Source organism: Chitinophaga fulva, assembly GCF_012927205.1.
GTDB lineage: Bacteria > Bacteroidota > Bacteroidia > Chitinophagales > Chitinophagaceae > Chitinophaga > Chitinophaga fulva.
In genome coordinates, this window is the sequence record NZ_JABBGC010000002.1 from 73,867 (window position 1) to 98,393 (window position 24,527).

The window sequence follows — 24,527 nt, forward strand, 5'->3', positions numbered from 1 at the left end:
AATTCACGCCTGTTAAAAAAAATCAGATATGACAGTTATGAAGTTACTGGATGTAATGGATTTATTGGAAAGAGCCAATGATAATGGGATCAGGATATCTTTTGTTGACAATAAACTGGTAACACAAGCACCCGTAGGAAAGAAAATTGATGAATTGCTGTTGAGGGAGCTGAAGGAAAATAAAGATCAGCTGATATCCTATTTTAAAGAGCATACACAACATGATTCAGGAATATCAATAAAAGAAAGTATCCTTTCTGCTGCGGAAAGAATAACTACAGACATCCCATTATCGTATAGTCAGCAACGTTTATGGTTTGTTGATCAGTTGGAGGGCAGTGTGCAGTATCATATACCACGGGTATTAAGATTGAAAGGACAGCTCCATATAGCTGCACTTACCCGGTCGTTTCAGACAATTATTAACCGTCATGATGTGCTCCGCACGGTGATAGAAGAAAAAGACGGCGTAGCTTATCAGCGGGTACTGGATAAGGATGGCTGGCAATTGGCGGTGATAGATGATCCGGTGTATAAAGAAGATGAAACGGCGTTACGATCTTGTTTGGAATCACTGATCTCGGCCCCTTTTAATTTATCCGGGGACCATATGCTGCGTGCGCATTTGATCCAGCTGTCGGCGGATGAGTATATACTGGTGGTAACATTGCACCATATAGCATCGGATGCCTGGTCATTCGGTATTATAGTACGGGAACTGACATCGTTATATAGCGCCTTCGCGGAGAACCGCACACCGGAATTGCCACCATTGCGTATTCAGTATGCAGATTATGCGATCTGGCAACGGGCCTATTTATCAGGCGACATATTGGAGCGGAAACTGGATTACTGGAGGCGGCAGCTATCAGGAACAGCCACTTTACAGTTGCCGGCAGATTATATGCGGCCCGCTATACAAAGCACAAGCGGAGGAAGTGTTTCGCTGAACCTTGACGCTGATTTGTATGTACAGGTAAAGCAGCTCTCACAACAGCAGGATACTACCCTGTTTATGACCCTGCTTGCTGCATTTAAAATATTATTGTACCGCTACAGTGGTCAGGATGATATTTGTGTAGGATGTTCCACCGCAGAACGCCTGCAAAAGGAGGTGGAAGAGCTGATTGGTTTCTTTGTAAATATGCTTGCCCTGCGTAGTGATCTGAGCAATAACCCTTCTTTTGTATCCTTATTGCAGCAGGTGAAAGAAACTACGCTGGGGGCTTATGAGCACCAGGACCTGTCTTTTGAGAGAGTAGTGGAAGCAGTAGCAAAAGACCGGGAAGGAAACAGAAACCCGTTGTTTGATATAATGTTTGTGTTGCAACAGGAGCCTGATGACCCGGAATTTCCTTTGGGTGGCATTCTGTTGTCCGAAGAGCCGCTCGAAAGCACGACCACGAGGTTTGACATGGTCTTCCTGGTAATTGAACAGAAGAATGATTTACGTGTGGTGGTGGAATATAGCAGGGATTTATACAGTGAAGCAACGATAAATCGTATGGTAGCTCACTTTGAGCAGTTGTTGCGGTCCATCGTCAGCAATCCTTTACAGCAGATTGGGTCATTGCAGATGCTGACTCCTGGTGAAGTGCGGGAACTTACAATGCTGGCTGACGGTAGAACAGAAAAGGTGGTGTCCGTGCCGGAGAAGACAATAGTCGATTTGTTTGAAGCGCAGACAGACGCTACACGCGAAGCTGTTGCCCTGGTGTTTGAAAATAATTCAATGACCTATAAAGCGTTGGACGACCGTGCTAATCAACTGGCCCATTATCTGCGCAGTCAGGGCGTGACAACGGATATGCCGGTGCCGGTTTGTGTGGAAAGTTCATTGGATATGATCGTTGGCATACTGGGTATATTGAAGGCAGGGGGCGCATATGTTCCCATCGACCCGGATTTTCCTGCTGATAGGATCGCTTATATGCTGACGGATACGCAGGCAACAATGATAGTAAGCAGTAATGCCTGCCGGGATAAAATCCCTGCTACTACTGCATCTGTTTTATCGCTGGATGGTGATCCGGACAAAATAGCAGCATTTCCGAAAACAAGGCCGTCAGCAGTAGCTGCACCGAATCACCTGGTTTATGTGATCTATACATCAGGAAGCACTGGTAACCCCAAAGGGGTAATGATCACACATGGGAACCTGGCCGATTATCTGTCTGGCTTGAAAGAAGCCCTTCCCCTGCAAGATTGCCGTTCATTTGGTCTGCTATCAAGTATTGCCACCGATCTGGGGAATACCGTATTATATGGTTCCCTGCTGACAGGCGGGTGTTTACATTTGTTCTCCAAAGCAGCTGCCAGTGATGGCGATCTGTTGCATGATTATTTTGCGCAGCAGCAGATAGACTGTATCAAGATTGTACCTTCTCATTGGAAGGCATTGTCTGCTACAGGGAAATTATTGCTACCCGAAAAGATGCTGATATTCGGTGGAGAGGCATTGACAACGGCCGTCACCAATAGCATCCGGTTATCCGGCGCCGGCTGTATGATTGTGAATCACTATGGCCCAACGGAAACGACTATAGGGAAATTGTTGCACATCATTCGGCCGGACGTAGTTTATCAGCAGACGATTCCGGTTGGAAAGCCATTCTCCAATACCTGCATCTATGTATTGGACCGGAATGGGCAGTTGTGCCCTGCGGGTATTCCCGGGGAATTGTATATAGGAGGGAGTGGGGTTGCAGTTGGCTATCTGAACAATGAGGAGTTGACCAGAGAGCGGTTCATTACAAACCCTTTTATAACGGGCATTCAGGGGAAACTGTATCGTACAGGAGACATAGTGAAATATCTGCCCGATGGAAATGTCGTGTTTATAGGCCGTGGCGATAACCAGGTAAAGATTAACGGCTATCGTGTAGAGTTAGGGGAGATTGAGCGTGTGCTCAATCAATGCAGCCATGTACGTCACGGGATAGTAGTTGTAAAGGAAGATAATTTCGGTCAAAGTCAGTTAGCGGCCTATGTGATACCGGAAGGAATGCTTGACAGAAACGGCATTTATGATTATCTGAAAACACACCTGCCTGTGTATATGATACCTTCCTTACTGACAGGTCAGGAAAGTTTTCCTATGCTGCCCAACGGGAAAGTTGATCTGAAGGCATTATCCGGTACAGCTGCCGGATTACCTTTAACAGATAATTATGCGGCGCCACGTAATGATATGGAGCAAATGCTGGCAGGCAGATGGCAGGAGTTATTAGGAGTGGAACGGGTAGGCATACACGATGATTTCTTTTCATTAGGGGGGCATTCATTGCTAGCCATGCGCTTAATATTTGCCTTGCGTCAATCTCTGCAGGTTGAGCTATCTATCAGGGCGATATTCACTTTTCCCACTATAGCTGCGTTGGCTGCACATCTTCAGGGGTATAACAAGCAATTACAGCTCCCGCCTGTTGAAGCCGGTGAAAGACCTGCAAGAATCCCATTATCGTATAGCCAGGAACGATTGTGGTTCATTGATCAGCTGGAGGGAAGCGTGCAGTATCATATTCCGGCAGTGTTAAGGTTGAAAGGGCATCTCAACCCGGAAGGACTGGCTTACGCATTGCAAACCATTGTAAATCGTCATGAAGTACTCAGAACACAGATAATAGAGGAGGCCGGTATCGCTTATCAGCAGATACAGGACCAGGATTGCTGGCAATTGGAAACAGTAACGGAAAAGGTATATCAGGAAAATGGTGCATCATTGGAATCCTATGTGCAATCCCTGATCGCTGTTCCTTTTGATCTGTCACGTGATCATATGCTGCGCGCGCATCTGGTTGTACTTGGAGAGGCTGAACATATACTGGTAGTTACCATGCATCATATCGCATCAGATGGCTGGTCTACCGGCATTATAGTAAAAGAGCTGATGGCGTTGTATGGAGCTTATATAGGAAATCGTGTGGCACAGCTGCTACCTTTGCCTATTCAGTATGCAGACTATGCGATCTGGCAGCGGGAACATCTGTCCGGAGCAGTACTGGCAGATAAGCTGGCTTATTGGAAAGATAAACTTACCGGTGTAGCTACTTTAGCATTACCTGTTGATTTTACGCGGCCCGCTGTTTCTGGTGTGAATGGGGGGATTGTTTCGTTTGGTCTTGACAGTGAGTTGTCTGAACAGATAAGAAGATTATCGCAACAACAGGGTGCTACCTTGTTTATGACATTACTGGCCGCTTTTAAGCTATTATTATACCGCTATAGCGGCCAGGAGGATATTTGTGTGGGAAGTCCTATAGCCGGCAGAACACAGAAAGAAGTGGAAGGGCTGGTTGGTTGTTTTGTGAATACCCTGGCGCTGCGTAGTGAAATTAAGGTTAACCTGTCCTTTGTGTCTTTATTGCAACAGGTTAAGCAAACTACTTTAGGTGCTTATGAGCATCAGGAAGTGCCCTTTGAGAAAGTAGTGGAGGCGGTGGTAAAAGAAAGGGATCTTAGGAGAAGCCCCTTATTCCAGGTGATGTTTGCCGTGGAGAATGCTCCCGAAGTGCCGGAGCTCCATTTGGGGGAGGTGGTGATATCCGGTGATTTTGCTGAAAATACCCCGGCACAATATGACCTGGCTTTTTCTGTTGTGGAGGAAAAAGACCATTTACGGGTGAACATTGTGTATCGTATGGACCTGTTCAGGGAAGACACCATCATGAGAATGAAAGGGCACTTTGAACAGTTGTTACTATCTGTTGTAAGAACGCCCGGCGCAAGAATAGATACGTTAGCGATGCTTACTTCCGCTGAAGAACAGCAATTGCTGACCTCATTTAATGCCACAACAGTTGCTTATCCTGAAGATAAGACATTTGCGGACCTGTTTGCCATGCAGGTATTGCAGGGCCCTGGCGCTGTAGCGGTGGTGTATGAAGATCATAGTTTGACTTATCGTGAGCTGGATGAGCGCTCCAACCAGGTGGCCCATTACCTGAGCAGCCTTGGGGTGAAAGCAGATAGCCTGGTTCCGGTTTGTATAGATCGTTCAGCGGATATGCTGGTGGTCCTGTTGGGTATTATGAAAGCCGGCGGGGCGTATGTGCCGCTAGATCCGGATTATCCATTGGAAAGGATCAGCTATATGTTGAAAGACAGTGGTAGCAGTATCGTTGTAAGCAGTCAGGCGTATGAGCATAAAATAAAAGCAGCAGGTATTACGCCAGTGTTATTAGATGGAGTGGGAGATGAAATAGCACAACAGCCGGTTACCCCATTGAAATCGGCAGCCGGGCCTGACCATCTTGCTTATGTGATCTATACTTCAGGTTCAACGGGCACGCCCAAGGGAGTAATGATAGAACATAAGTCGCTGTTGAATTTCCTGTTGTCAATGAAAGACAGGCTGGACCTCCCTGCAGAAATGAGTTTACTGGCAGTCACCACCTACTGTTTTGACATCGCTTACCTGGAGTTGTATTTGCCCTTACTGACAGGTGGCAAAGTAATTATCGCTTCAAAATCTACAGCCGCAGATGGTTTTAAGCTGGCGTCACAGCTGTCGCATTACCGGCCGTCCCATATGCAGGCCACGCCGGCCACATGGCAAATGTTACTGGAAGCAGGCTGGGAAAATAAAGAAGGGATAACGATACTGGCAGGGGGGGAAGCGATCCCGGTGGCATTGAAAGATAAGCTGGTACAATTAAGCGGTCAGAAAGTATGGAATGTATATGGCCCCACAGAAACGACGATATGGGCCACCATGAAAGAATTAAAGCTGGAAGAGAAGATCACCATCGGTCAGCCATTGTCCAATACGGCCGCATATATCCTGGACGGTTCGGGAAGACCCGTGCCGGTAGGGGTTCCAGGTCAGCTATGTATAGGTGGTGTGCAGGTGGCCCGTGGTTATCTGAACAGGCCGGAACTGACAAAAGAAAAGTTCATATTCAATCCGTTCAAGCCCGGAGAGAGATTATATTTTACGGGAGATCAGGCGCGCTGGCTGCCGGATGGGACGATTGAATATTTTGGCAGGATAGATGACCAGGTAAAAATCCGGGGCTACCGGGTAGAGCCTGGGGAAATAGAAAGTGTGGTATCGCAATACCCAGGGGTGAAACAGTCGGTAGTAGTAACCAGAACGGATAACAGCGGTTACCGTCACCTGGTGTGTTATGTGGTAGGAGAAGAAAGCATAGACAGGTCAGGGTTGCTGTCGTGGCTGCAGGACCGTCTTCCTGTATACATGGTGCCATCACAACTGGTCCTGCTGGATAAGCTGCCGCTGACTGCAAATGGCAAGGTGGACAAACAATCATTGCCCGACCCTGCAGGCGCAACGCTGTTGCGAAGGGAGTACACCGCCCCGCGTACTGAAACGGAACAGGTGCTTGCCGGCATCTGGCAGTCGTTGCTGGGAATAGAACGTATAGGTATATACGATAATTTCTTTGAACTGGGTGGGCATTCCCTGCTGGCGATGCGTTTATTGGCTGCTATGCGTCAGCAGTTACAGGAAACCGTATCTATAAGATCATTATTCCTGCATGCTACCATTGCCTCATTGGCAGTCCATCTTAGAGGAACACCCGAAGGGTTGCAGTTGCCTGCTATTGAAGCAGGTGCAAGGCCTGTCTATATTCCATTATCGTTTAGCCAGGAGCGTTTGTGGTTCATTGATCAGCTGGAAGGCAGTGTGCAATATCATATACCGGCGGTATTAAGAATGAAGGGCGCATTAAGCAGGGAAGGCCTGGCATATTCGTTAAGGACGATTGTCAACCGTCATGAGGTGTTGCGTACGGTGATCCGTCAATCAGACGATGAAGGGGGTATTACTTATCAGTGGATAATGGAAGAGGATCTGTGGCAGCTGGAAGTTACCGAAGAACCGGTTTATAAAGAGGATGAAGCTGGATTGCAGGCTTACATCAGCTCACTGATCGCAGCTCCATTTGATTTGTCAGCAGATTATATGTTGCGTGCACATCTGATCTGCCTGTCGGCAGACGAGCATATACTGGTAGCCACGCTGCATCATATCGCATCCGATGAGTGGTCTGCCGGTATTATTGTAAAAGAGTTGATAGCATTATACAATGCTTATACAGATAACCTTATCACACCGTTAGCGACGTTACCTGTTCAATATGCGGACTATGCCATCTGGCAGCATACTTATTTATCCGGGGCGGTATTGGAAGGGAAACTGGATTACTGGAAAAATAAATTGTCCGGAACGGAAACACTCAGGTTACCTGCTGATTATGTGCGGCCTGCTGTTCAAAGTATGCAGGGCGGAAGTATTTCGTTTAGTCTTCACCAGGAAGTATCAGCGCAGGTAAGAAAGTTATCACAGGAACAGGGTACAACATTGTTCATGACGTTGCTGGCGGCCTTTAAGGTATTGCTTTACCGTTACAGTAATCAGACGGATATATGTGTGGGTAGCTCTACTGCAGCACGCCAGCAACAGGAAGTGGAAGGGCTGGTTGGATTTTTTGTAAATACACTGGCACTACGTAGTGACTTGAGTGGTAACCCTTCTTTTTTATCCTTCTTACAACAGGTAAAAGAAACGACACTGGGTGCCTATGAGCACCAGGATGTGCCTTTTGAGAAAGTGGTGGAAGCAGTGGTAAAAGACAGAGATGCCAGCAGAAGCCCGCTGTTCCAGGCAATGTTCGTCATGCAGCAGGCTCCTGATGCACCGGAGCTTCGTTTAGGGGAGGTGGTATTATCCGGAGAAGCATTTAACGCCGTCAGTGCCAAGTTTGATATTACCTTCTTTATTGTTGAAGAAAATAATGTGCTGCATATAAACGTGGTGTATCGCACCGATTTGTTCCGGGAAGATACCATTTTGAGAATGGGTGAGCACTACAAACAATTGTTGGGAGCCGTTGTTGCTGATGTGGAAAAACCGGTAGGGTCCTTGTCCATACTTACCTCAGCAGAACAGCAGCAGTTGCAGGAAGGGTTTAATATTTGTGAGATAGCATATCCGCATAATAAGACCGTCATAAATTTATTCCGGGAGAAGGTAGTGGCTGACGCCGCCGCTATTGCCCTGGTGATGGAAGATAAGGAAATGACATATGCTATGCTGGATGAGCGTTCTGATCAACTGGCACATTACCTGCAACAGCAGGGGGTAACACCTGGTGCGCTGGTGCCACTCTGTATGGAACGTTCATTGGAAATGATGACAGGGATATTGGGTATACTGAAGGCTGGAGCAGCGTATGTACCGGTTGATCCGGATTATCTCTCATCAGGGGACCGTGTTCGTTACATGCTGGAAGATACAGGGGCAACGGTGATTGTAAGCAGTCGCGCCTGTCGGTCCGGTTTACCTGTCAGTGAAACCATGAAAGTAGTGGCATTGGATGCTGATTGGGAAATGATCAGTCATGCGCCTGCCCCGCAGGTGGCTATTACTCCTGCTCCGGATGACCTGGTGTACGTGATTTATACATCAGGCAGCACAGGCACACCCAAAGGCGTGATGGTTACACACAGGAACCTTACCGATTATATATATGGCTTAAATGCCGCGCTTCCGCTGGCTGCCTGCCATTCATTCGCATTGTTGTCAAGTATTGCCACTGATCTGGGGAATACGGTGTTGTACAGTGCTTTGACCATAGGGGGGACGCTCCACCTGTTTTCGAAGGAAACAGCCAGTGATAGTGAAAAATTACAGGAATATTTTTCGCTTCATCCTATGGATTGTATCAAGGTGGTGCCCTCGCACTGGAAGGCATTGTCGGCATCCGGCAGTTTATTGTTGCCGCAACAATTACTCATATTCGGAGGAGAATCATTATCAGCGGAAGTGGTAAATAGTATCCGGTTATCCGGTTCTTCCTGTATAGTTGTAAATCACTATGGTCCAACGGAAACGACTATTGGAAAACTGCTGCACCTGGTACAGGATAATGGATTGTACGGTCAGGTAATACCGGTCGGAAAGCCATTTTCCAATACACGTATTTATGTGTTGGATCCTCTTGGGCAATTATGTCCGATAGGGGTGCCCGGTGAGTTATTTATCGGGGGAGATGGTATTGCATTGGGTTATCTGAATAATCCCGGTTTAACAGATAGCCGTTTTATACCTGATCCGTTTTTGCAGACAACCACCGCAAAAATATATCGCACGGGAGATATTGTAAAATGGTTGCCGGATGGAAATATTTTATTTATAGGACGGGCAGACGACCAGGTAAAGATCCGCGGTTACCGGGTAGAGCCGGGAGAAGTAGCACGCGTATTGCAGCAATGTGAGCAGGTGAACCAGTGTGTGGTGACGGCTGTGGAAGATAACAACGGCAATAAACGTTTAGCCGCTTATGTTATTGGTAATGGCGTATTTGACAGCGAAAGCATCGTTGCTTATCTGAAGGCGCATTTACCGGAGTACATGATACCGTCGGTATTTGTTGCGCTGGATGCATTTCCCATGCTGCCGAACGGGAAGATAGACAGGAAAGCATTACCTGATCCTGAGGGCCCTGATTTAGCGGGGTATACGGCACCGGTCAGTGCAACAGAATATCAGCTTGCAGCTATCTGGTCCACGTTGCTGGAAGTAGAACAGGTAGGCATACACGATGATTTTTTTGAATTGGGAGGCCATTCTTTGCTGGCTATACGCCTGGTGTCAGCTATCAGAAAAGAACTGAAGATAGAAGCGTCTATCGGGGATATATTTGATTACCCTACGATCGCATCCCTGTCAGCTCAACTGGAAAACCGCAGAGGCGTTGCTGTTGTTCCGGCTATCATTCGTCGCAACAGGCCGGAACTTATTCCGTTGTCCTACAGCCAGGAAAGATTATGGTTTATTGATCAGCTGGAAGGCAGTATACAATACCACGTACCGGTGGCATTGAAGCTGAAAGGGAAGCTGAACAGGGATGCGCTGTTTTTTGCATTGCGGGCTATCGTTAATCGCCATGAAGTGCTTAGAACAGTGGTGATGGAGCAGGATGGTATGCCGTGGCAAAAAGTAATGGATAAGGACCTCTGGCAGTTATCAGTAATAGAAGGTATTGTATTTAAAGATGATGCCACCTTACAGTCCTATATGCAGTCACTGGTGGCCGCTCCTTTTAACCTGAGGGCCGACCATATGTTGCGTGCACAGCTGATCCGGCTTTCGGCAGATGATAACGAATATATACTGTTGGTAACGTTGCATCATATAGCTTCCGACGGGTGGTCAAATGGTATTATGGTGAAAGAGCTGAAAGCACTGTACATCGCTTATGAAGAAAACCAGAAAACCCCGCTGGCGTCCTTGCCTATCCAGTATGTTGATTATGCCATCTGGCAGCGGGAATATGTAACAGGCGCCCTGCTGGATAAAAAACTGCAATATTGGAAAGATAAACTGACAGGAGTGGCGCAGCTGCAATTGCCCGCAGATTATACGCGCCCGGTGATGCAGAGCACCCGCGGCGCTTCCAGGAGGTTCCGGCTGGATAAGGAGTTGTCTGTACAATTGCAGGTACTTTCCCGTCAACAGGATGTTACCATTTTTATGACACTGCTGACTGCCTTCAATGTGTTGTTATACCGGTACAGTGGTCAGGACGATATTTGTATAGGCACTCCTGCAGCAGGCAGAACACAACAGGAACTGGAAGGACTGATCGGGTTCTTCATCAATACGTTGGCTTTGCGTACTGATCTTGGGAATCAGCCCTCTTTTGTATCGCTGTTGCAGCAGGTGAAACGCACTACTTTAAGCGCTTATGAACATCAGGAAGTTCCTTTTGAGAAAGTAGTGGAAGCTGTAGTGAAGGAGCGGGACCTGAGCCGGAGCCCTTTGTTTCAGGTAATGTTTGTAATGCAGAACACACCGGATGAACAGGAGCTGGAACTGGGTGACTTACAATTATCTGCGTTGAATACCGGGCATGTTACAGCACAATTTGATCTCACTGTTTCCATGGAAGAAAGCGCGGCGGGTTTAAGCGGAAACATTATTTATTGTGCGGATCTTTTCAGCGCAGCCACCATAGATCGTATGATAGCGCATTTTGAACAGTTGTTGCGGGCTGTTGTAAAGTCACCGGAATCACGTATAGGAGCATTGCCCATGCTGACATCCGCAGAAGAGCATCAATTACTGGTTGAACTTAATAATACTTCAGCGGGCTATCCAAAGGATAAAACAATTACAGACCTATTTGCAGCACAGGTGGCCCTTACACCCGAAGCGACAGCAATTGTGGCCGGTGAGGTTTCACTTACCTATCGGGAGTTGAATATACGTGCAAATCAGCTGGCGCATTATTTAAGGAGCAAAGGAGTGCAGGCGGATACATTGGTGCCGGTATGTATAGAGCGGTCCGTTGACATGATCGTGGGTATACTCGGTATCCTGAAAGCAGGTGGGGCCTACGTTCCCATAGATCCTGATTATCCTGCAGAGCGTATCAGCTTTATGCTGGAAGATACTGCGGCCAAATGGATCATCAGTTCCCGTGAGTGTACGCATGTACTGGATAACATCGCGTCGGCGGAGCTGATATTGCTGGATGAAGACTGGCAGGAGATCAGCCAGTTTTCCGGAGACGATCCTTCCTTTTTGATTCTTCCCCGTCATCTTGCTTATGTGATCTATACTTCCGGTTCTACCGGTAAACCGAAAGGTGTGCTTATTGAGCATTATAATGTGGTCAGGTTGTTTGAAACGGACGCGCCGTTATATGACTTTAATAATAAAGATGTCTGGACCATGTTCCATTCATTCTGCTTTGACTTTTCAGTATGGGAAATGTATGGTGCTCTACTGTATGGGGGGAAGCTTATTGTAATCAGCAAGGAAACTGCCAGAGATCCGGGAGCCTTTGGAGCTATACTTTTAAAGGAAAAAGTGACCGTTTTAAATCAGACACCTACTGCCTTCTATGCGTTGCAGGAAAGTTTGCTCCGCTCAGCATTACCTTTACAAATGAGGTATGTAATATTTGGGGGAGAAGCACTGACACCCGGCAAACTCAAGGTGTGGAAAGAAAGATACCCTGATTGTAAACTGATCAACATGTATGGTATTACGGAAACAACCGTCCACGTAACCTATAAGGAAATGGACGCAGATACCCTGAATGGAGAGGCCAGCAATATTGGTAAGCCTATACCCACACTAAGCTGTTATGTATTGGACGCACACGGAAACCTGCAGCCAGCAGGAATAGCAGGAGAGTTGTATGTAGGAGGAGCCGGCTTATCCCGTGGATACCTGAACAGGGAGCAATTAACAAAAGACAGATTTATTACAGACCCATTCAGCGGGGATGTTGGTGCAAGGCTGTATAAAACCGGTGATCTCGCCAGATGGTTACCGGATGGAAGCCTGGAGTATCTGGGCCGCCTGGATGATCAGGTAAAGATACGCGGGTATCGCATAGAATTAGGCGAAATAGCAGCTGCCATGTCAGCAGTTGCAGGTGTAATGCAGAGCGCAGTGGTGGCCAGGGAAGATGCAAATGGTAATAAACGTTTGATAGGTTATGTTGTAATGGAGCACGCATTTGACCAGCAGGATATATTAGCATTCCTTCATACAAGACTGCCGGAATATATGGTCCCTTCTCTTATCATTGAACTGGACTCACTGCCGCTCACCAGTAATGGAAAAGTAGACAGGAAGAGGTTGCCGGATCCGGATATTGCCGGATTGATCCATGAATATGCAGCGCCCCGCAATGAAACAGAGCAGCTACTGGCGGATATCTGGCAGGTATTGCTGGGCGTGGAACGTATAGGCATCTCCGATAATTTCTTTACGCTGGGTGGTCACTCTTTGCTGGTCATGCGGTTGGTATCGGATATCAGGATAGGGCTGACGATGGAAGTGTCATTTAAAGATATATTCAATTATCCGACCATTGCATCATTGTCCGTAGTACTACAGCAGCGGATGGCGGAACTTGCAGCCAAAAAAGACAGCGATGAGGAAGCTGCGGCACAACAGGAAAACGCGCATGTACGTCTGTTGAATAAAGGCAGCAAAGAAACGTCCATATTCCTGGTGCCGGGAGCCGTAGGTGTATGTGATGCTTATGAAGAACTGGCGATGGCATTGAACGATGTCGGTGAGGTGTATGGATTGTTAATGCAGGGTGTGCTGGACGGAGAAAAACCGCTGGATAACCTGGAGGCAATCGCAGATCAGAACATCACATGGCTAAAACAGATACAGGCACAGGGTCCTTACCGTTTAATAGGGCATTCCTTTGGAGTGCGGGTGGTATATGAAATGGTAAAGCTGCTCGAAGCAAGGGGAGAGGTGGCTGATTTTGTAGTGCTGCTGGATTCCAGCGCTGCCATAGAAGATGTGGACACGGCTATCAGATCTATGCAAAGGGATATAGAAGGTGTGGAAGTATTGGAATATGTACTGGGAATACTCGGGCATTATAATATTATCCCGCAACCGCATCCGGAATGGGTGACCACACTCAGGGCCATGGCGGAACAGTTAAAGGCGAATGAATCAAAAGCATTGAAAGACGTACTGCATTTTATTCTTGACTTTATAAAAGATAAGATAGAAAAGAAACATGTTGCATCCATGTTCAGATTATTTGAACTACGGTTGAATAATATGTTTATGCATTATACAACTATTACCGGTAAAGTAAATGCTACCCTGACCGTGGTGAGAGCCACAGAAAATGAAAGGGAAGAAAATGATGAAACGCTGGGCTGGAGAGAACATGCGGCAGATTTAAAGTTGATCACCATGGAAGGAGATCATGGCTCCATAATGGAGAATGAAAATGCGCAGATATTATCCCGGCTACTACAGCAACAGTTACATGCACTGCAAAGTCCTGATGCACCTAACACAAACAGCTAAACCATTTAAACCAGCAATATGGAAAATACAGTCTCCTCCGCCATAGTAAATGATCATACCGTTGTGAAAGCGCTTTTCAACAAAAACAGTGACCAGGTTTTACCTTTACTGATCACTCCTGCTCATAATGGGGTTGATCTGATAACCTGGATGAATGCCCATAGGGAAGAATTTGAGCGGGATGTGACGCATCATGGTGGTATTTTATTGCGTGGATTCAATATTAATTCTGTAAAGGATTTCAATACTTTTATGGAGTGTTTCAATACAACGCCACTGCCATATATGTTCAGATCATCTCCCCGGAAGGAATTGGATGATCATCTGAAAAATATTTACACTTCCACGATTTACCCGAGTGAACGTACCATCAATATGCATAATGAAACTTCCTACAGCCGGATATGGGGCCGTAAGATTGTTTTCTGTTGTATTACACCAGCGGCAGAAGGAGGACAGACGCCCATAGCAGATTCCAGGCGTGTGCTGAAAGATATTGATCCGGCCTTGACAGCTGAATTCAGGGCAAAGGGAGTTAAATACCGGCGGAATTTATTACCCGATCTGGGAATGCCATGGCAGGAGGTATTTCAGACAAATGATGTGAAGGTAATGGAGGCTACCTGCAAAAAGTATAACATCGATTATGAATTTGTGGGAAAAGATCACCTGGTAATTGAATGGGTAAAGGATGCCATTAGCAGACATCCTGTTACCGGGGAAGAAACATGGTTCAACCACGTTTTTTTCTTTCATCGTTTTTCCCGCTATGAAGAACTGGGCTTACCACATCATGAGTTTTTTCCTGCCGAATTCCTCACTTCGGAAACATTTTTTGGAGATGGCAGTGAAATTTCTTCTGCAGCCTACAATGAAATTAAGCAGGCCTATCAGAAGAACATCATTGCATTCCCTTATGAGAAAGGGGATATCATTTTTCTCGATAACATGCTGACTGCACATGGCCGTTATCCCTACAAAGGCGAGCGTACCATTGCTACGGCCATCATCGAAGCGGCTTACGATAGTGATAATATCCGGTGATATCTAACGTAAACAAATGCTCCGATCTTACCGGAAAACTGGTCAGTTTCCGGTAAGATTGGAGCATTATTGAGTTACAACTGTTCAAAGCGGTGGCTAATATCAGGCAACAATAAGTAGCCCGGTAATTTATCTTGAGATTAATATATATGTGTTTTAAATTACTTGTAATCAACTAAAAAATGCTGCGATAATCAATTTGTTAACACTCTTTTTACTGCCATCATTTTGCAGTTATCTTTTTTGATCTTACCTTTGCGCCCTCATTCACAACTTTAGAACAGAATTTTGAACAGAAATGTGGGATAGATTTTACTTTAGAGTCATTGGCCTTTTTATTTTACTGAACGGCGCGTTATTTTTATTTAAGACCTGGATGTTGGACAATGGTGTACACCATAATGTGCTGCTCTTCGGAAACCTTGCACTAGCTTTACTGTCAGCATTTACCTACAACATGAGCCGCAAAGGCGTACAAGCAGAAAGCAATGCTGTTTTTATGCTCCGTGTATACGGCGCCATGATCAGCAGAATGATGCTTTGCCTGGCTGGTATTACCATCTATGCGGTAGTCAACAGGTCTAACACCAGCAAATACACGATATTTACACTGATGTTCTTCTATGCAGTTTATGCTGTTTGTGAGAATGTTAGCTTGCAGAAAGTTGCCCGTCCGGAAAAAGCAGGAAAATAAAAAGACCGGCCATGGGCCAGTCTTTTCATTTGCTTTTGCAGGTAATCTATTCTACCCAATAGGTTAAGGTGACCACAATGTAGCCATCAGGGCCTACATTGCCGCTGCTGAGCGTTACGGTACTGGAAACAGCACCATCCCAGTTACCGGGGTATGCACCAAAGGTGTATGTACCGGCGGGGAGGTGCTCAAATTTGTCTTCATCTTCCTGTCCACCCGGGTAAAAATACTCGCCGGTTGCCACATTCTGTGCCCAGTAACCGCGCAGCCCTGAACCACCTGTTACAGGCGCCCCATGAATATCCACCAGGGTTATCCGAACATTAAATGCTGCTGTGATCTTGTCGGCAGGCTTTTCTGCAACAGACAACGGGTTTACTGGTTTTTCCGTAGCGGAAGCGGCATAGCTTTGTACAAAAAATAAAGCTGACAGGAGACTTAAAACAACTGCTTTTCTCATCGGTTAAAATTTAAAAATTCAGGTTTTCAATTATCTATTTAAGATAGATTTTTTTTTCGAAATGTGATGTTATTTTATAATGAAACAAACCGGACGTTACCTGGGACCGGTTGGTTGTTGATGTATTAACCCTGAGATGCCTGTGAAGTGATATACTGCCCATTCGCAGTGGTTTGCCCTATTTTAGTAGAAGCCCGAACTATCCGTTTCTCCTTTTCTCATATTTCTTAACCCAATCCCCTATTTATGAGCAAATACATCATCTCTTTATTGCTGTTGAGCGTTATGGTATTTTCTGCCTGTAAAAAAGAGCAGAACAGCACATCAGCTGATAATAATACAATGGCGCCTGCCGACAAAGTGCAAATAAACGATCACCAGGACCAGGTATTGACGCCTGCAGGCTGGGTGGCCAAATCGCAGGTACATCATATTGAAACAGGCGAATACCTGAGCGGCGAAGGTAACCGGCTGCGCAGGTACGACCGCAACGGCAAGGTAATGGCGGATTACGGCGCCATTGAGCAGGACAACGCAAGAATACCCTTCAACCCGGAAAAATCCAAAAAGCCCGGTAATGGCGTATTCCCGCTGGGTTCCGGTTGGATCACCTACACGTACTGGACCAATAACACGGCTTCCGCGATTTCTTACTTTAGCACCAGCTGGACGGTGCCTCCCGCTCCGGCTGTGAATTCCGGCCAGACCATCTTCCTGTTCAACGGTTTGCAGAATGCCAACAACATCCTGCAGCCGGTGTTGCAGTGGGGACCTTCTGCCGCCGGCGGAGGCAACTATTGGGCCATTGCTAACTGGTACGTAGGTACGAACACTGTATACAGCAGCTTGATACGCGTGAACCCGGGCACCAACTTGCAGGGTATCATGAGCCTCATTGGCGGCAGCGGCAGCACCCGCAGCTATACATCTGTTTTTACCGGCTATCCTTCTATTAACCTTACCGTAAACAACATCCCTACTTTATACTGGGCGGCGGAATCCATGGAAGCGTATGGAGTGGTTACCTGCTCCAACTATCCCAATACGGCCAAAACAAGGCTCAGCGCTATCGACCTGAGAGTGGGCGGCGCACAGGCGCCCCTGTCATGGTCAGTGGCCAACCCTGTTACAGATTGCGGCCAGCATTCTACGGTAGTGTCCCAGGGTACGCCTAATGGCATCGTAGATATCTATTATTGATAACAACGGAACGGTGACGGGCGATGAAGGCCTCGCAGGAAGCTCCTGCGAGGCCTTCATTTTTTAGTTTCCGGAACGCTTTGTATATTGATGCCTATGCTTTCAGGTTATTAGCTATTTTTACAGTTCCATTTCGAGAGATGCTATTTTTAGAAACAATTGAGTGACCATAATGAATATTTCGGGAGAGGAGGATGAACAAGCCCTGCTGGCGTTGGCCGCCACGGGCGATGAAACAGCTTTTGAGGCACTCTTTATGAAGTACCGCCAAAAGTTGTACAGCTTTATGCTACAGTTGAACGGCTCCGCTGTAGCGGCGGAAGATATCGTTCAGGAGGTGTTTTTCAGGCTTTGGAAAGAACGTGATAAACTTGCCACTATCGCGCATTTCAATAGTTATCTTTTTCGTATGGCACAGAATCAGGCCATCAACGATTTCCGGAAAATGGCCAGGGCCACACTGTTGCCCATAGAGGAAGCAGGACGGCCGGAAACAACCCCGGCATCAGCTTCCGGTGAAGAAATAGAATTCAAGGCATTACGGGAACGTGTGCACGAAATCATCGATTCCCTGCCTCCCCAGCAACGTAAAGTATATCTGCTGAACAGGGAACAGGGCCTGAAACATAAGGAAATTGCCGGGTTGCTGAATATTTCCCCTTCTACGGTCAACAAACACCTGGTACAGGCGCTTCAGGCCCTCCGTACGGGTTTGGGCAATCATACGGACCTGTTGCCGGTACTCTTCCTGCTGCTGGCTTCTTCAGAAAATTCCCCCTTCTGAAAAAAAATTTCTATTCCACTAGACATACCCCACGATTTTATTGTCTTTATAGTATTACAGGGCATTTTCAGCCCCTGTATTAAATTATTAAACCTGTTTCCATGTCCGAAGGGAGAATAGATTACCTGGCGGCAAAGTTTTTTCAGCAGACCTGTACGCCTGCTGAGAAAGAAGAACTTGCGCAATGGATAGAACAATCTGCCGGCGATGCTGCATTGCAGCGGGTGCTGGAGCGCGTGTGGACCGATTATGAGCCGGTAGCACTGCTCACAGATGACGCTTCTTCCCGGATCATTGGAGATATTTTAGGCAGACAGGACGCGGCTTCCGCCGTCCCCCGGGTACGCCCGATGCGCAAACTGCTGCGATATGCTGCGGCTGCGGCTATTGCTATCACGGCGCTGGCTGGTGGGTATATGGCCTGGAAGTCAAGGCTACAGGCGCCTTCCGCGCCGGCGGTGGTGAAGGCGGTACAGCAGGATATACCAAAGCCGGGTGGCAATAAGGCTACGCTGACCATGGCAGACGGCTCCGTGATCACGCTGGACAGTACGCTGAACAGTACTGTAATAGTGGGGCATCAGGTACGTATCGAGAAAACGGACAGCGGACTGGTGACCTATCAGCAGCTGGCCGTACAGGATGCAAAACCATCTTATAATACGCTGACAGTGCCCAGAGGAGGGCAGTTCAGGGTGATGTTGGCGGATGGTACCAAAGTATGGCTCAACGCCATGAGTAGCCTGCGTTATCCCGTCACGTTCAGCGAAGGAACACGCAGGGTAGAACTCTCTGGTGAAGCCTATTTTGAAGTGTCTGCCAGCAGCGCGCAACCATTTTTGGTGAAGGTGAACGACATGGAACTAACGGTGCTGGGCACCACATTTAATGTGACAGCCTATCCGGATGAGGCATTTGTGCATGCCACCCTGCTCACCGGCAAGGTAGTGGTGAAACACAATCATGTCAGCCTGCCACTGACCAAAGGCCATCAGGCAGCCTTGAACAGGCGTACGGGACAGCTGACAAGCACGCAGGTCAACATCGATGAAGCGGTGGCCTGGAAAAATGGACGGTTCATTTTTAATGCTGCCCCGATGAAAGAAATCATGCGGCAATTAAGCCGCTGGTATAATATGGAAGTAGTGTATGCAGGAGAAGTGAATGAACAGTTTTATGCGGAGATCCCGCGTTTTGCCAACGCAGCGGAAGCATTAAGGATCCTGGAGCTTACCGGTAAAGTACATTTCCGGCTCGAAGGACAACGTGTGACCGTGTATCCCTGATGCCATGGGCAAAGTGCCCTTCAATAAACAGACGAACCAACCATTCGTATAGTGATCCCCGTAAAAAATCCTGTTCACTGCTAATGAACAGGATCTGCACCTGGTGCTGCTAACACCCGGTGCTGCGGGTAATTTTAAACATCACGCTGATGATCATTTATTAATCACCCAAAATCAAAAGTATGATTTTACCCGCTTGGAACCAAGCCGGAACCGATTTCCGTTTCTTATCAACCAAACCGTGGAGGATTATGAAGTTATCCGCCGTTCTTATGCTGGCGGCCTGTTTGCAACTCAGTGCCACCGGCTATTCGCAACGATTACAACTTTCCCTGAACGACGCAACCGTCAGTAAGGTATTCAGTGAACTACACCGGCAATCCGGGTATACCTTCGTATATACTGCATCACAGCTACGCCTGACAGAGAAAGTTACCCTTAACCTGAAAGATGTTACACTGGTGCAGGCGCTGGACAGCTGTCTGCGTAACCTGCCGCTGTCCTATACCATCCAGGACAATATGGTGATCATCCGGGAGAGCCCCATCCCTCCGCCGCCACCCATCAGGGTTTCGGGCTTCATTTATGATGAGAACGGGCAACCGGTACCGGGCGTGTCAGTGGGTGTAAAAGGCACCACCAAGGGAGCCATTACCAATGCCAGCGGGGAGTTTGTCCTGCCTGAGGTATCACCTGACGCTGTACTGGTGGTTTCTTCCATCGGTTATCAGCCCCAGGAAGTAGCTGTTGGTAGCAGGCCTGTCCTCAAAGTAGTCCTGAAAATCGCGCCGCAGGCGCTGGATGAAAAAGTGGTGATCGGCTATGGCTCCGCCAGAAGGAGAGACCTCACTGGTTCCATCGCTAAAGTAGCTACCGTACAACCGGAACAAAATATGTCGTCCAATACGGTCAATGGCCTGCAAGGCAGAGTGGCGGGCTTGTTTGTGAAACAGGGAGACTCCAGGCCTGGCGCTGTTCCGCAATTCACCATCAGAGGGGTACAAACATTGCAGACCAATGAGGCGGGCAGCGGTACCAACCCGTTGATCGTAGTAGATGGACTGGTGATAGACGCGGCGTCCAACGGTACCAGCGCCAATTACAGCCTGGCCAACCTCAATCCACAGGATATAGAATCTATTGAGGTACTGAAAGACGCTGCTTCTTCGGCGATATACGGTGCGAGGGGAGCGCAGGGAGTTGTATTGATCACAACGAAGAAAGGCAATTTCAACAGCAAACCGCAGGTTAACGTGAACGCCTATTGGGGCACTACAAAATCTGTATTCAACTACAAGCCGCTGAACAGCCAGGAGTACGGTATGATATTCCGGGAAGCCAGAAACAACCGGATCAGCGATATAGACAAACAATTAGCTGCCGGCGGCCTTACGCCCGAACAGATCGCCAATCTGAATGACGAAAAGACCCTCATTAACGCGCAGATAGATAACCTGGAAATGGGAACGGCCGATAACAACTGGCTGAAGAAAGTAACGCCTTCGCAGGCCACCACCAGGAATATACAAGCCAGTGTGGCCGGTGGTACTGATAAAACCACCTACTACCTTTCCTTCGGACAGTATTCAGAAGATAATGCTGTCGGTAAAGGTCGTTTCACCCGTTACTCCGGTAAACTGGCCGTTACCCAAAAACTATTCAACTGGTTCAAAGCAGGAGCAGATATCAGTATATCCAACGTACTGGATAAAGATATAGACGCTCCCCTCTATAATGCCATGCTCACCAGACCTGATATGCCTGATTCCATTAAGTACAACGACGATGGTACTTATGGCTACTGGTACGGGTTGCAGGAACATCCCTATGCCACCAGGGACGGCTACGCAAAAACTACGCGCACCTGGAATTATGTTGGTAACTTTTTCGGGGAAATTACTTTACCAAAGAACTTCTCCTTCCGCACGATGCTGGCAGCATCCAAAAACAATGATGTCAGCGAGACTTTCGATAACCCCATCAGTTACTACGGGCAGGCCAGGCGTGGTGTATATAAGAATGAAGGTGTCAACGGGCTGCGTTATACCTGGAACAATGTATTGAGCTACCGTTTCCAGCTCGACAAATGGAGAGGCGATGCGGTACTGGGACAGGAGTATACCGATAACAACTATAATGTTACCGGTTTTGCCGTGACAGGTTTCCCTTCCACCCCAAGCCTCTGGAAGCCGGGCAATGCCTCCAGCTTTGACAATAATTTTGTGTCTAAAAACCGTGAGTTCCGGGATAATTCACAATCATTTTTCCTGCGTACCAACATGAGCTGGGACCATAAATACCTGTTCAGCGCGTCTATCCGGAGAGATGGTTCCTCCAAACTGAAAGACTTCCGTTATGCCTGGTTCCCGGCCGTTTCCGCTGGCTGGGTTGTCAGCAGTGAACCTTTCATGCAACAACAAAAATGGATCAGTTACCTGAAAATACGTACCAGCTATGGCATGACCGGTAATATCCGTCCGCTGGGATTAAATGATGTCAGCAACCTGGTTGCCACGCAAACCTATCTGAATGCTCCCGCCTTGCAGCTCTATTCCAGGCTGGGTAACCCCGCGCTTAAATGGGAACGTACACGGCAACAGGACATCGGTGTGGAAGCGCGTTTTCTCAATGATCGGTTGAGTGCCACCGTGGAATATTACACCAAAAAAACGGACGCGCTGCTTTCTTCTGTTTTCATTCCCGCATCTGCCGGTGGATTCTCCAGCCAGCGCGTGAACCTGGGCGCTATGGAAAACCGTGGCGTGGACATTGCGCTTAACTATAGCAGCGCTGCCGCCGGCGCCAACAGCTTCAAATGGAATGTAGGAGCAGTAGGTAATATCAATCGCAACCGCATTACACAATTGCGCGACAGCATCATGAACTACGCTGCTTATTATCCCGGAGGCCCAATGGGATTTGTGGTAGTGGGACAGCCTACAGGTATGCTCCAGCTGTATAATGCGCTGGGAATCGATCAGCAAACAGGTGATGTGATATACGAAGATGTCAACAAAGATGGCGTGATCAACCAGGCGGATATGATCTATGTACCCACATCGCAACCCAAATTTAGCGGTGGTTTTAATTTTGATGCTTCCTGGAAGGGTTTCAGCGCCTCTGCGCAGTTCGTATATACCGTCGGTAACAAGGTGTATAACCTCAGCGATCAGGGTGCACGCTTTTATGGTTTGAGTGATGAAACCGGTGTGATGGACAATATGCCTGACTGGGTGCTCGACAGATGGACCAAACCAGGTGACAACAGCCACTATCCACGTGCAATAGCAGGGGCCCACGGCGCCGGAAAAACGACGGACTGGAACAGCAGGCCATCTACTTTATATCTCTTCAATGGCTCTTTCCTCCGCTTCAAAAACTTTACGTTGGGTTATGATTTAGCTGGAAGAATTGTAAAGAACAAGGCTTTCGAACAGCTACGGCTATACGCAGCAGTACAGAATATTTTTGTTATCAAAGACAAAGGCCTGAAGTCGGGAGATCCTGAACAAGCATTGGAGAATGGCGTCCAGATGGCTATTGTGCCCATGCCGCGTACTGTTTCCATTGGTATAAATGCCCGGTTCTAATTTCATATTGCTAAAAAGATTATAATATGCTGACATATAAAAGAACGCTGTTGTTATTGGTTACCGCACTTTCGCTGGCTGGTTGCAGCGGTAAACTGGATGAACCACAACCGGATACTTCCATCGATCTGGACCATGTACAACCGCAGCAACTGCCACTGTTATTGCAGGGCGCTTACAAGCCGGATGGTGTATACTATCAATCCTACCCGGTATGGGACATCTACAGTGATGATATTGTATCCATTCAGGGAGGTACGCCTACCCAGTTTAACCCGATTGGTTACGATGCCTGCAACCCTACGGTAGAAGATGGCTTCGGCAATGGCCGTACCATTAGCAGCGCCTACAAGTCCATCGGGAACGCTAATTTTATCATCAATTATATCAGGAGCAAGAAGTTGTCCGACATGCAGCAGCTGCTGGGAGAAGCACTGACGATCAGGGCGTACCAGTACACCCGGCTGGTGGAAACCTACGGTGGCGTGATACTGACACTGGAAACAGAAACGGATATCAACAAAATCCGTCGTGACAAAAATACGGAGGCAGCAGTGTATGCGTCCATCGTTGCGGATCTTACCGAAGCGATTCCGCTGTTGAAGGATTTTACTACTTCAAATGCCGCTTGTAAACAAACAGCACAACTGTTGCTGGCAAGGGTTTACCTGCAACTGGGTAAAAACCAGGAGGCAGGCGATCTGGCGGAACAGGTGATCCACTCCGGAAAATTCTCCCTGGTAAACAGTAACTATGGACAGATCTACCAGTTCAGCAGCCCCGCAAAGGAAATGATGTGGCGGGGAGTAGATGGACCGTTGAGCAACAACTTCAATCGTTATGGTATGTATTCCTTTTACAGCCCTGGTGCGCCGTTTAAAGGAAACAGCCCTGGACTTAGCTGGATGAGTGACGACCTGGTGAAACTGTACGAACCTACAGATATCCGGAACCAGTTGCTGCACCGCCAGCGCAACGCTGCTATTGGGCAGGAAGTGACCTATCTGCTGAAGTTCTCGACAGACACTTTACAATCCACCGCTTCTTCTTATGCCATTTATCCGTATATCCGTTATAGTGAGGCCCTGTTGATAGCGGCAGAAGCCAGTGCGAGAAAAGGCGTGGTAGATGTGACTTACTATAACCAGCTGAGAACAGCCCGTAAAGCCAGCACCAAAAGCAACGGCGACTTCGCCGGTGCCGCGGCTTTCCTGAAAGAGCTGGAAAATGAAAGAAGACGGGAGTTTGTGGGAGAAGGCCGCCGCTGGCAGGACATGCGCCGCTTCGGTACAGCGATTCCTTTCCTCACCACAAAAGGGAAGGACGATACCCGCTTGTATCTGCCTTTCCACTCAACAGAATTGTCAAGGAACCCCAACCTTACACAGAATAAAGGATATTGATATTAACCGTTCAATCCCTGCTGCAGGGCCGGTCTTCCTGAGACCGGCCCTTTTTTCTGCCTGAAATATCCGTCATGGGAACAGATTCCAGCATGGTTTGGAGTTGCATATGCTACTTTTTAAGTTTTAATGATTATTTTTATACAGAACAGATCGAATAAAAATAGGTTGACCTAAACCCGATTTTCCTGTTCTCCACGTTATCGCAGTATTCCCTCATTGTTAACTATCGTTT

General features: G+C 47.5%; 9 protein-coding genes. 8 read left to right on the top strand and 1 reads right to left on the bottom strand.

Going from position 1 to position 24,527, the window contains the following annotated elements:
• Nucleotides 1-28: 28 nt before the first annotated feature.
• The 3 genes from HHL17_RS17075 (at nt 29) to HHL17_RS17085 (ending at nt 15,569) form a co-directional block, all read left to right on the top strand.
• Nucleotides 29-13,831 carry a non-ribosomal peptide synthetase gene (locus HHL17_RS17075; RefSeq protein ID WP_169226051.1) on the top strand — a complete coding sequence of 4,601 codons (13,803 nt, stop codon included), beginning with the start codon at nt 29-31 and terminating at the stop codon, nt 13,829-13,831.
• A gap of 18 nt (nt 13,832-13,849) precedes the next feature.
• Nucleotides 13,850-14,875 carry a TauD/TfdA family dioxygenase gene (locus HHL17_RS17080; RefSeq protein WP_169226052.1) on the top strand — a complete coding sequence of 342 codons (1,026 nt, stop codon included), beginning with the start codon at nt 13,850-13,852 and terminating at the stop codon, nt 14,873-14,875.
• 376 nt (nt 14,876-15,251) lie between these two features.
• Complete coding sequence (locus tag HHL17_RS17085) at nt 15,252-15,569, top strand: hypothetical protein (RefSeq protein WP_169226053.1); 318 nt, start codon at nt 15,252-15,254, stop codon at nt 15,567-15,569.
• Nucleotides 15,570-15,615: 46 nt separating this feature from the next.
• Here HHL17_RS17085 and HHL17_RS17090 read toward each other — a convergent pair whose 3' ends face one another.
• Nucleotides 15,616-16,029, bottom strand: coding sequence for a hypothetical protein (locus HHL17_RS17090; protein WP_169226054.1), 414 nt, complete (start codon nt 16,027-16,029; stop codon nt 15,616-15,618).
• 246 nt (nt 16,030-16,275) lie between these two features.
• Between HHL17_RS17090 and HHL17_RS17095 the strand changes: the two genes are divergently transcribed.
• The 5 genes from HHL17_RS17095 (at nt 16,276) to HHL17_RS17115 (ending at nt 24,292) form a co-directional block, all read left to right on the top strand.
• On the top strand, nt 16,276-17,229 hold the full coding sequence (locus tag HHL17_RS17095) for a hypothetical protein (RefSeq protein ID WP_169226055.1): 954 nt from the start codon (nt 16,276-16,278) through the stop codon (nt 17,227-17,229).
• A 172-nt stretch (nt 17,230-17,401) separates the two neighbouring features.
• Nucleotides 17,402-18,013, top strand: coding sequence for an RNA polymerase sigma factor (locus tag HHL17_RS17100; RefSeq protein ID WP_169226056.1), 612 nt, complete (start codon nt 17,402-17,404; stop codon nt 18,011-18,013).
• 101 nt (nt 18,014-18,114) lie between these two features.
• Entirely contained in the window at nt 18,115-19,299 is a 1,185-nt protein-coding gene (locus tag HHL17_RS17105; RefSeq protein WP_169226057.1) for a FecR family protein, read from the top strand.
• Nucleotides 19,300-19,550: 251 nt separating this feature from the next.
• Nucleotides 19,551-22,889, top strand: a complete 3,339-nt coding sequence (locus HHL17_RS17110; protein WP_169226058.1) for a TonB-dependent receptor — start codon at nt 19,551-19,553, stop codon at nt 22,887-22,889.
• Nucleotides 22,890-22,915: 26 nt separating this feature from the next.
• Nucleotides 22,916-24,292, top strand: coding sequence for a RagB/SusD family nutrient uptake outer membrane protein (locus HHL17_RS17115; protein ID WP_169226059.1), 1,377 nt, complete (start codon nt 22,916-22,918; stop codon nt 24,290-24,292).
• Nucleotides 24,293-24,527 lie beyond the last annotated feature (235 nt).

What these genes read in the sequence shown, in the direction of transcription:
- HHL17_RS17100 (WP_169226056.1), top strand. Translation starts at nt 17,402, where the DNA reads ATGAATATTTCGGGAGAGGAGGATGAACAAGCCCTGCTGGCGTTGGCC.
- HHL17_RS17090 (WP_169226054.1), bottom strand. Translation starts at nt 16,029, where the DNA reads ATGAGAAAAGCAGTTGTTTTAAGTCTCCTGTCAGCTTTATTTTTTGTA.
- HHL17_RS17080 (WP_169226052.1), top strand. Translation starts at nt 13,850, where the DNA reads ATGGAAAATACAGTCTCCTCCGCCATAGTAAATGATCATACCGTTGTG.
- HHL17_RS17115 (WP_169226059.1), top strand. Translation starts at nt 22,916, where the DNA reads ATGCTGACATATAAAAGAACGCTGTTGTTATTGGTTACCGCACTTTCG.
- HHL17_RS17075 (WP_169226051.1), top strand. Translation starts at nt 29, where the DNA reads ATGACAGTTATGAAGTTACTGGATGTAATGGATTTATTGGAAAGAGCC.
- HHL17_RS17085 (WP_169226053.1), top strand. Translation starts at nt 15,252, where the DNA reads ATGTTGGACAATGGTGTACACCATAATGTGCTGCTCTTCGGAAACCTT.
- HHL17_RS17105 (WP_169226057.1), top strand. Translation starts at nt 18,115, where the DNA reads ATGTCCGAAGGGAGAATAGATTACCTGGCGGCAAAGTTTTTTCAGCAG.
- HHL17_RS17095 (WP_169226055.1), top strand. Translation starts at nt 16,276, where the DNA reads ATGAGCAAATACATCATCTCTTTATTGCTGTTGAGCGTTATGGTATTT.
- HHL17_RS17110 (WP_169226058.1), top strand. Translation starts at nt 19,551, where the DNA reads ATGAAGTTATCCGCCGTTCTTATGCTGGCGGCCTGTTTGCAACTCAGT.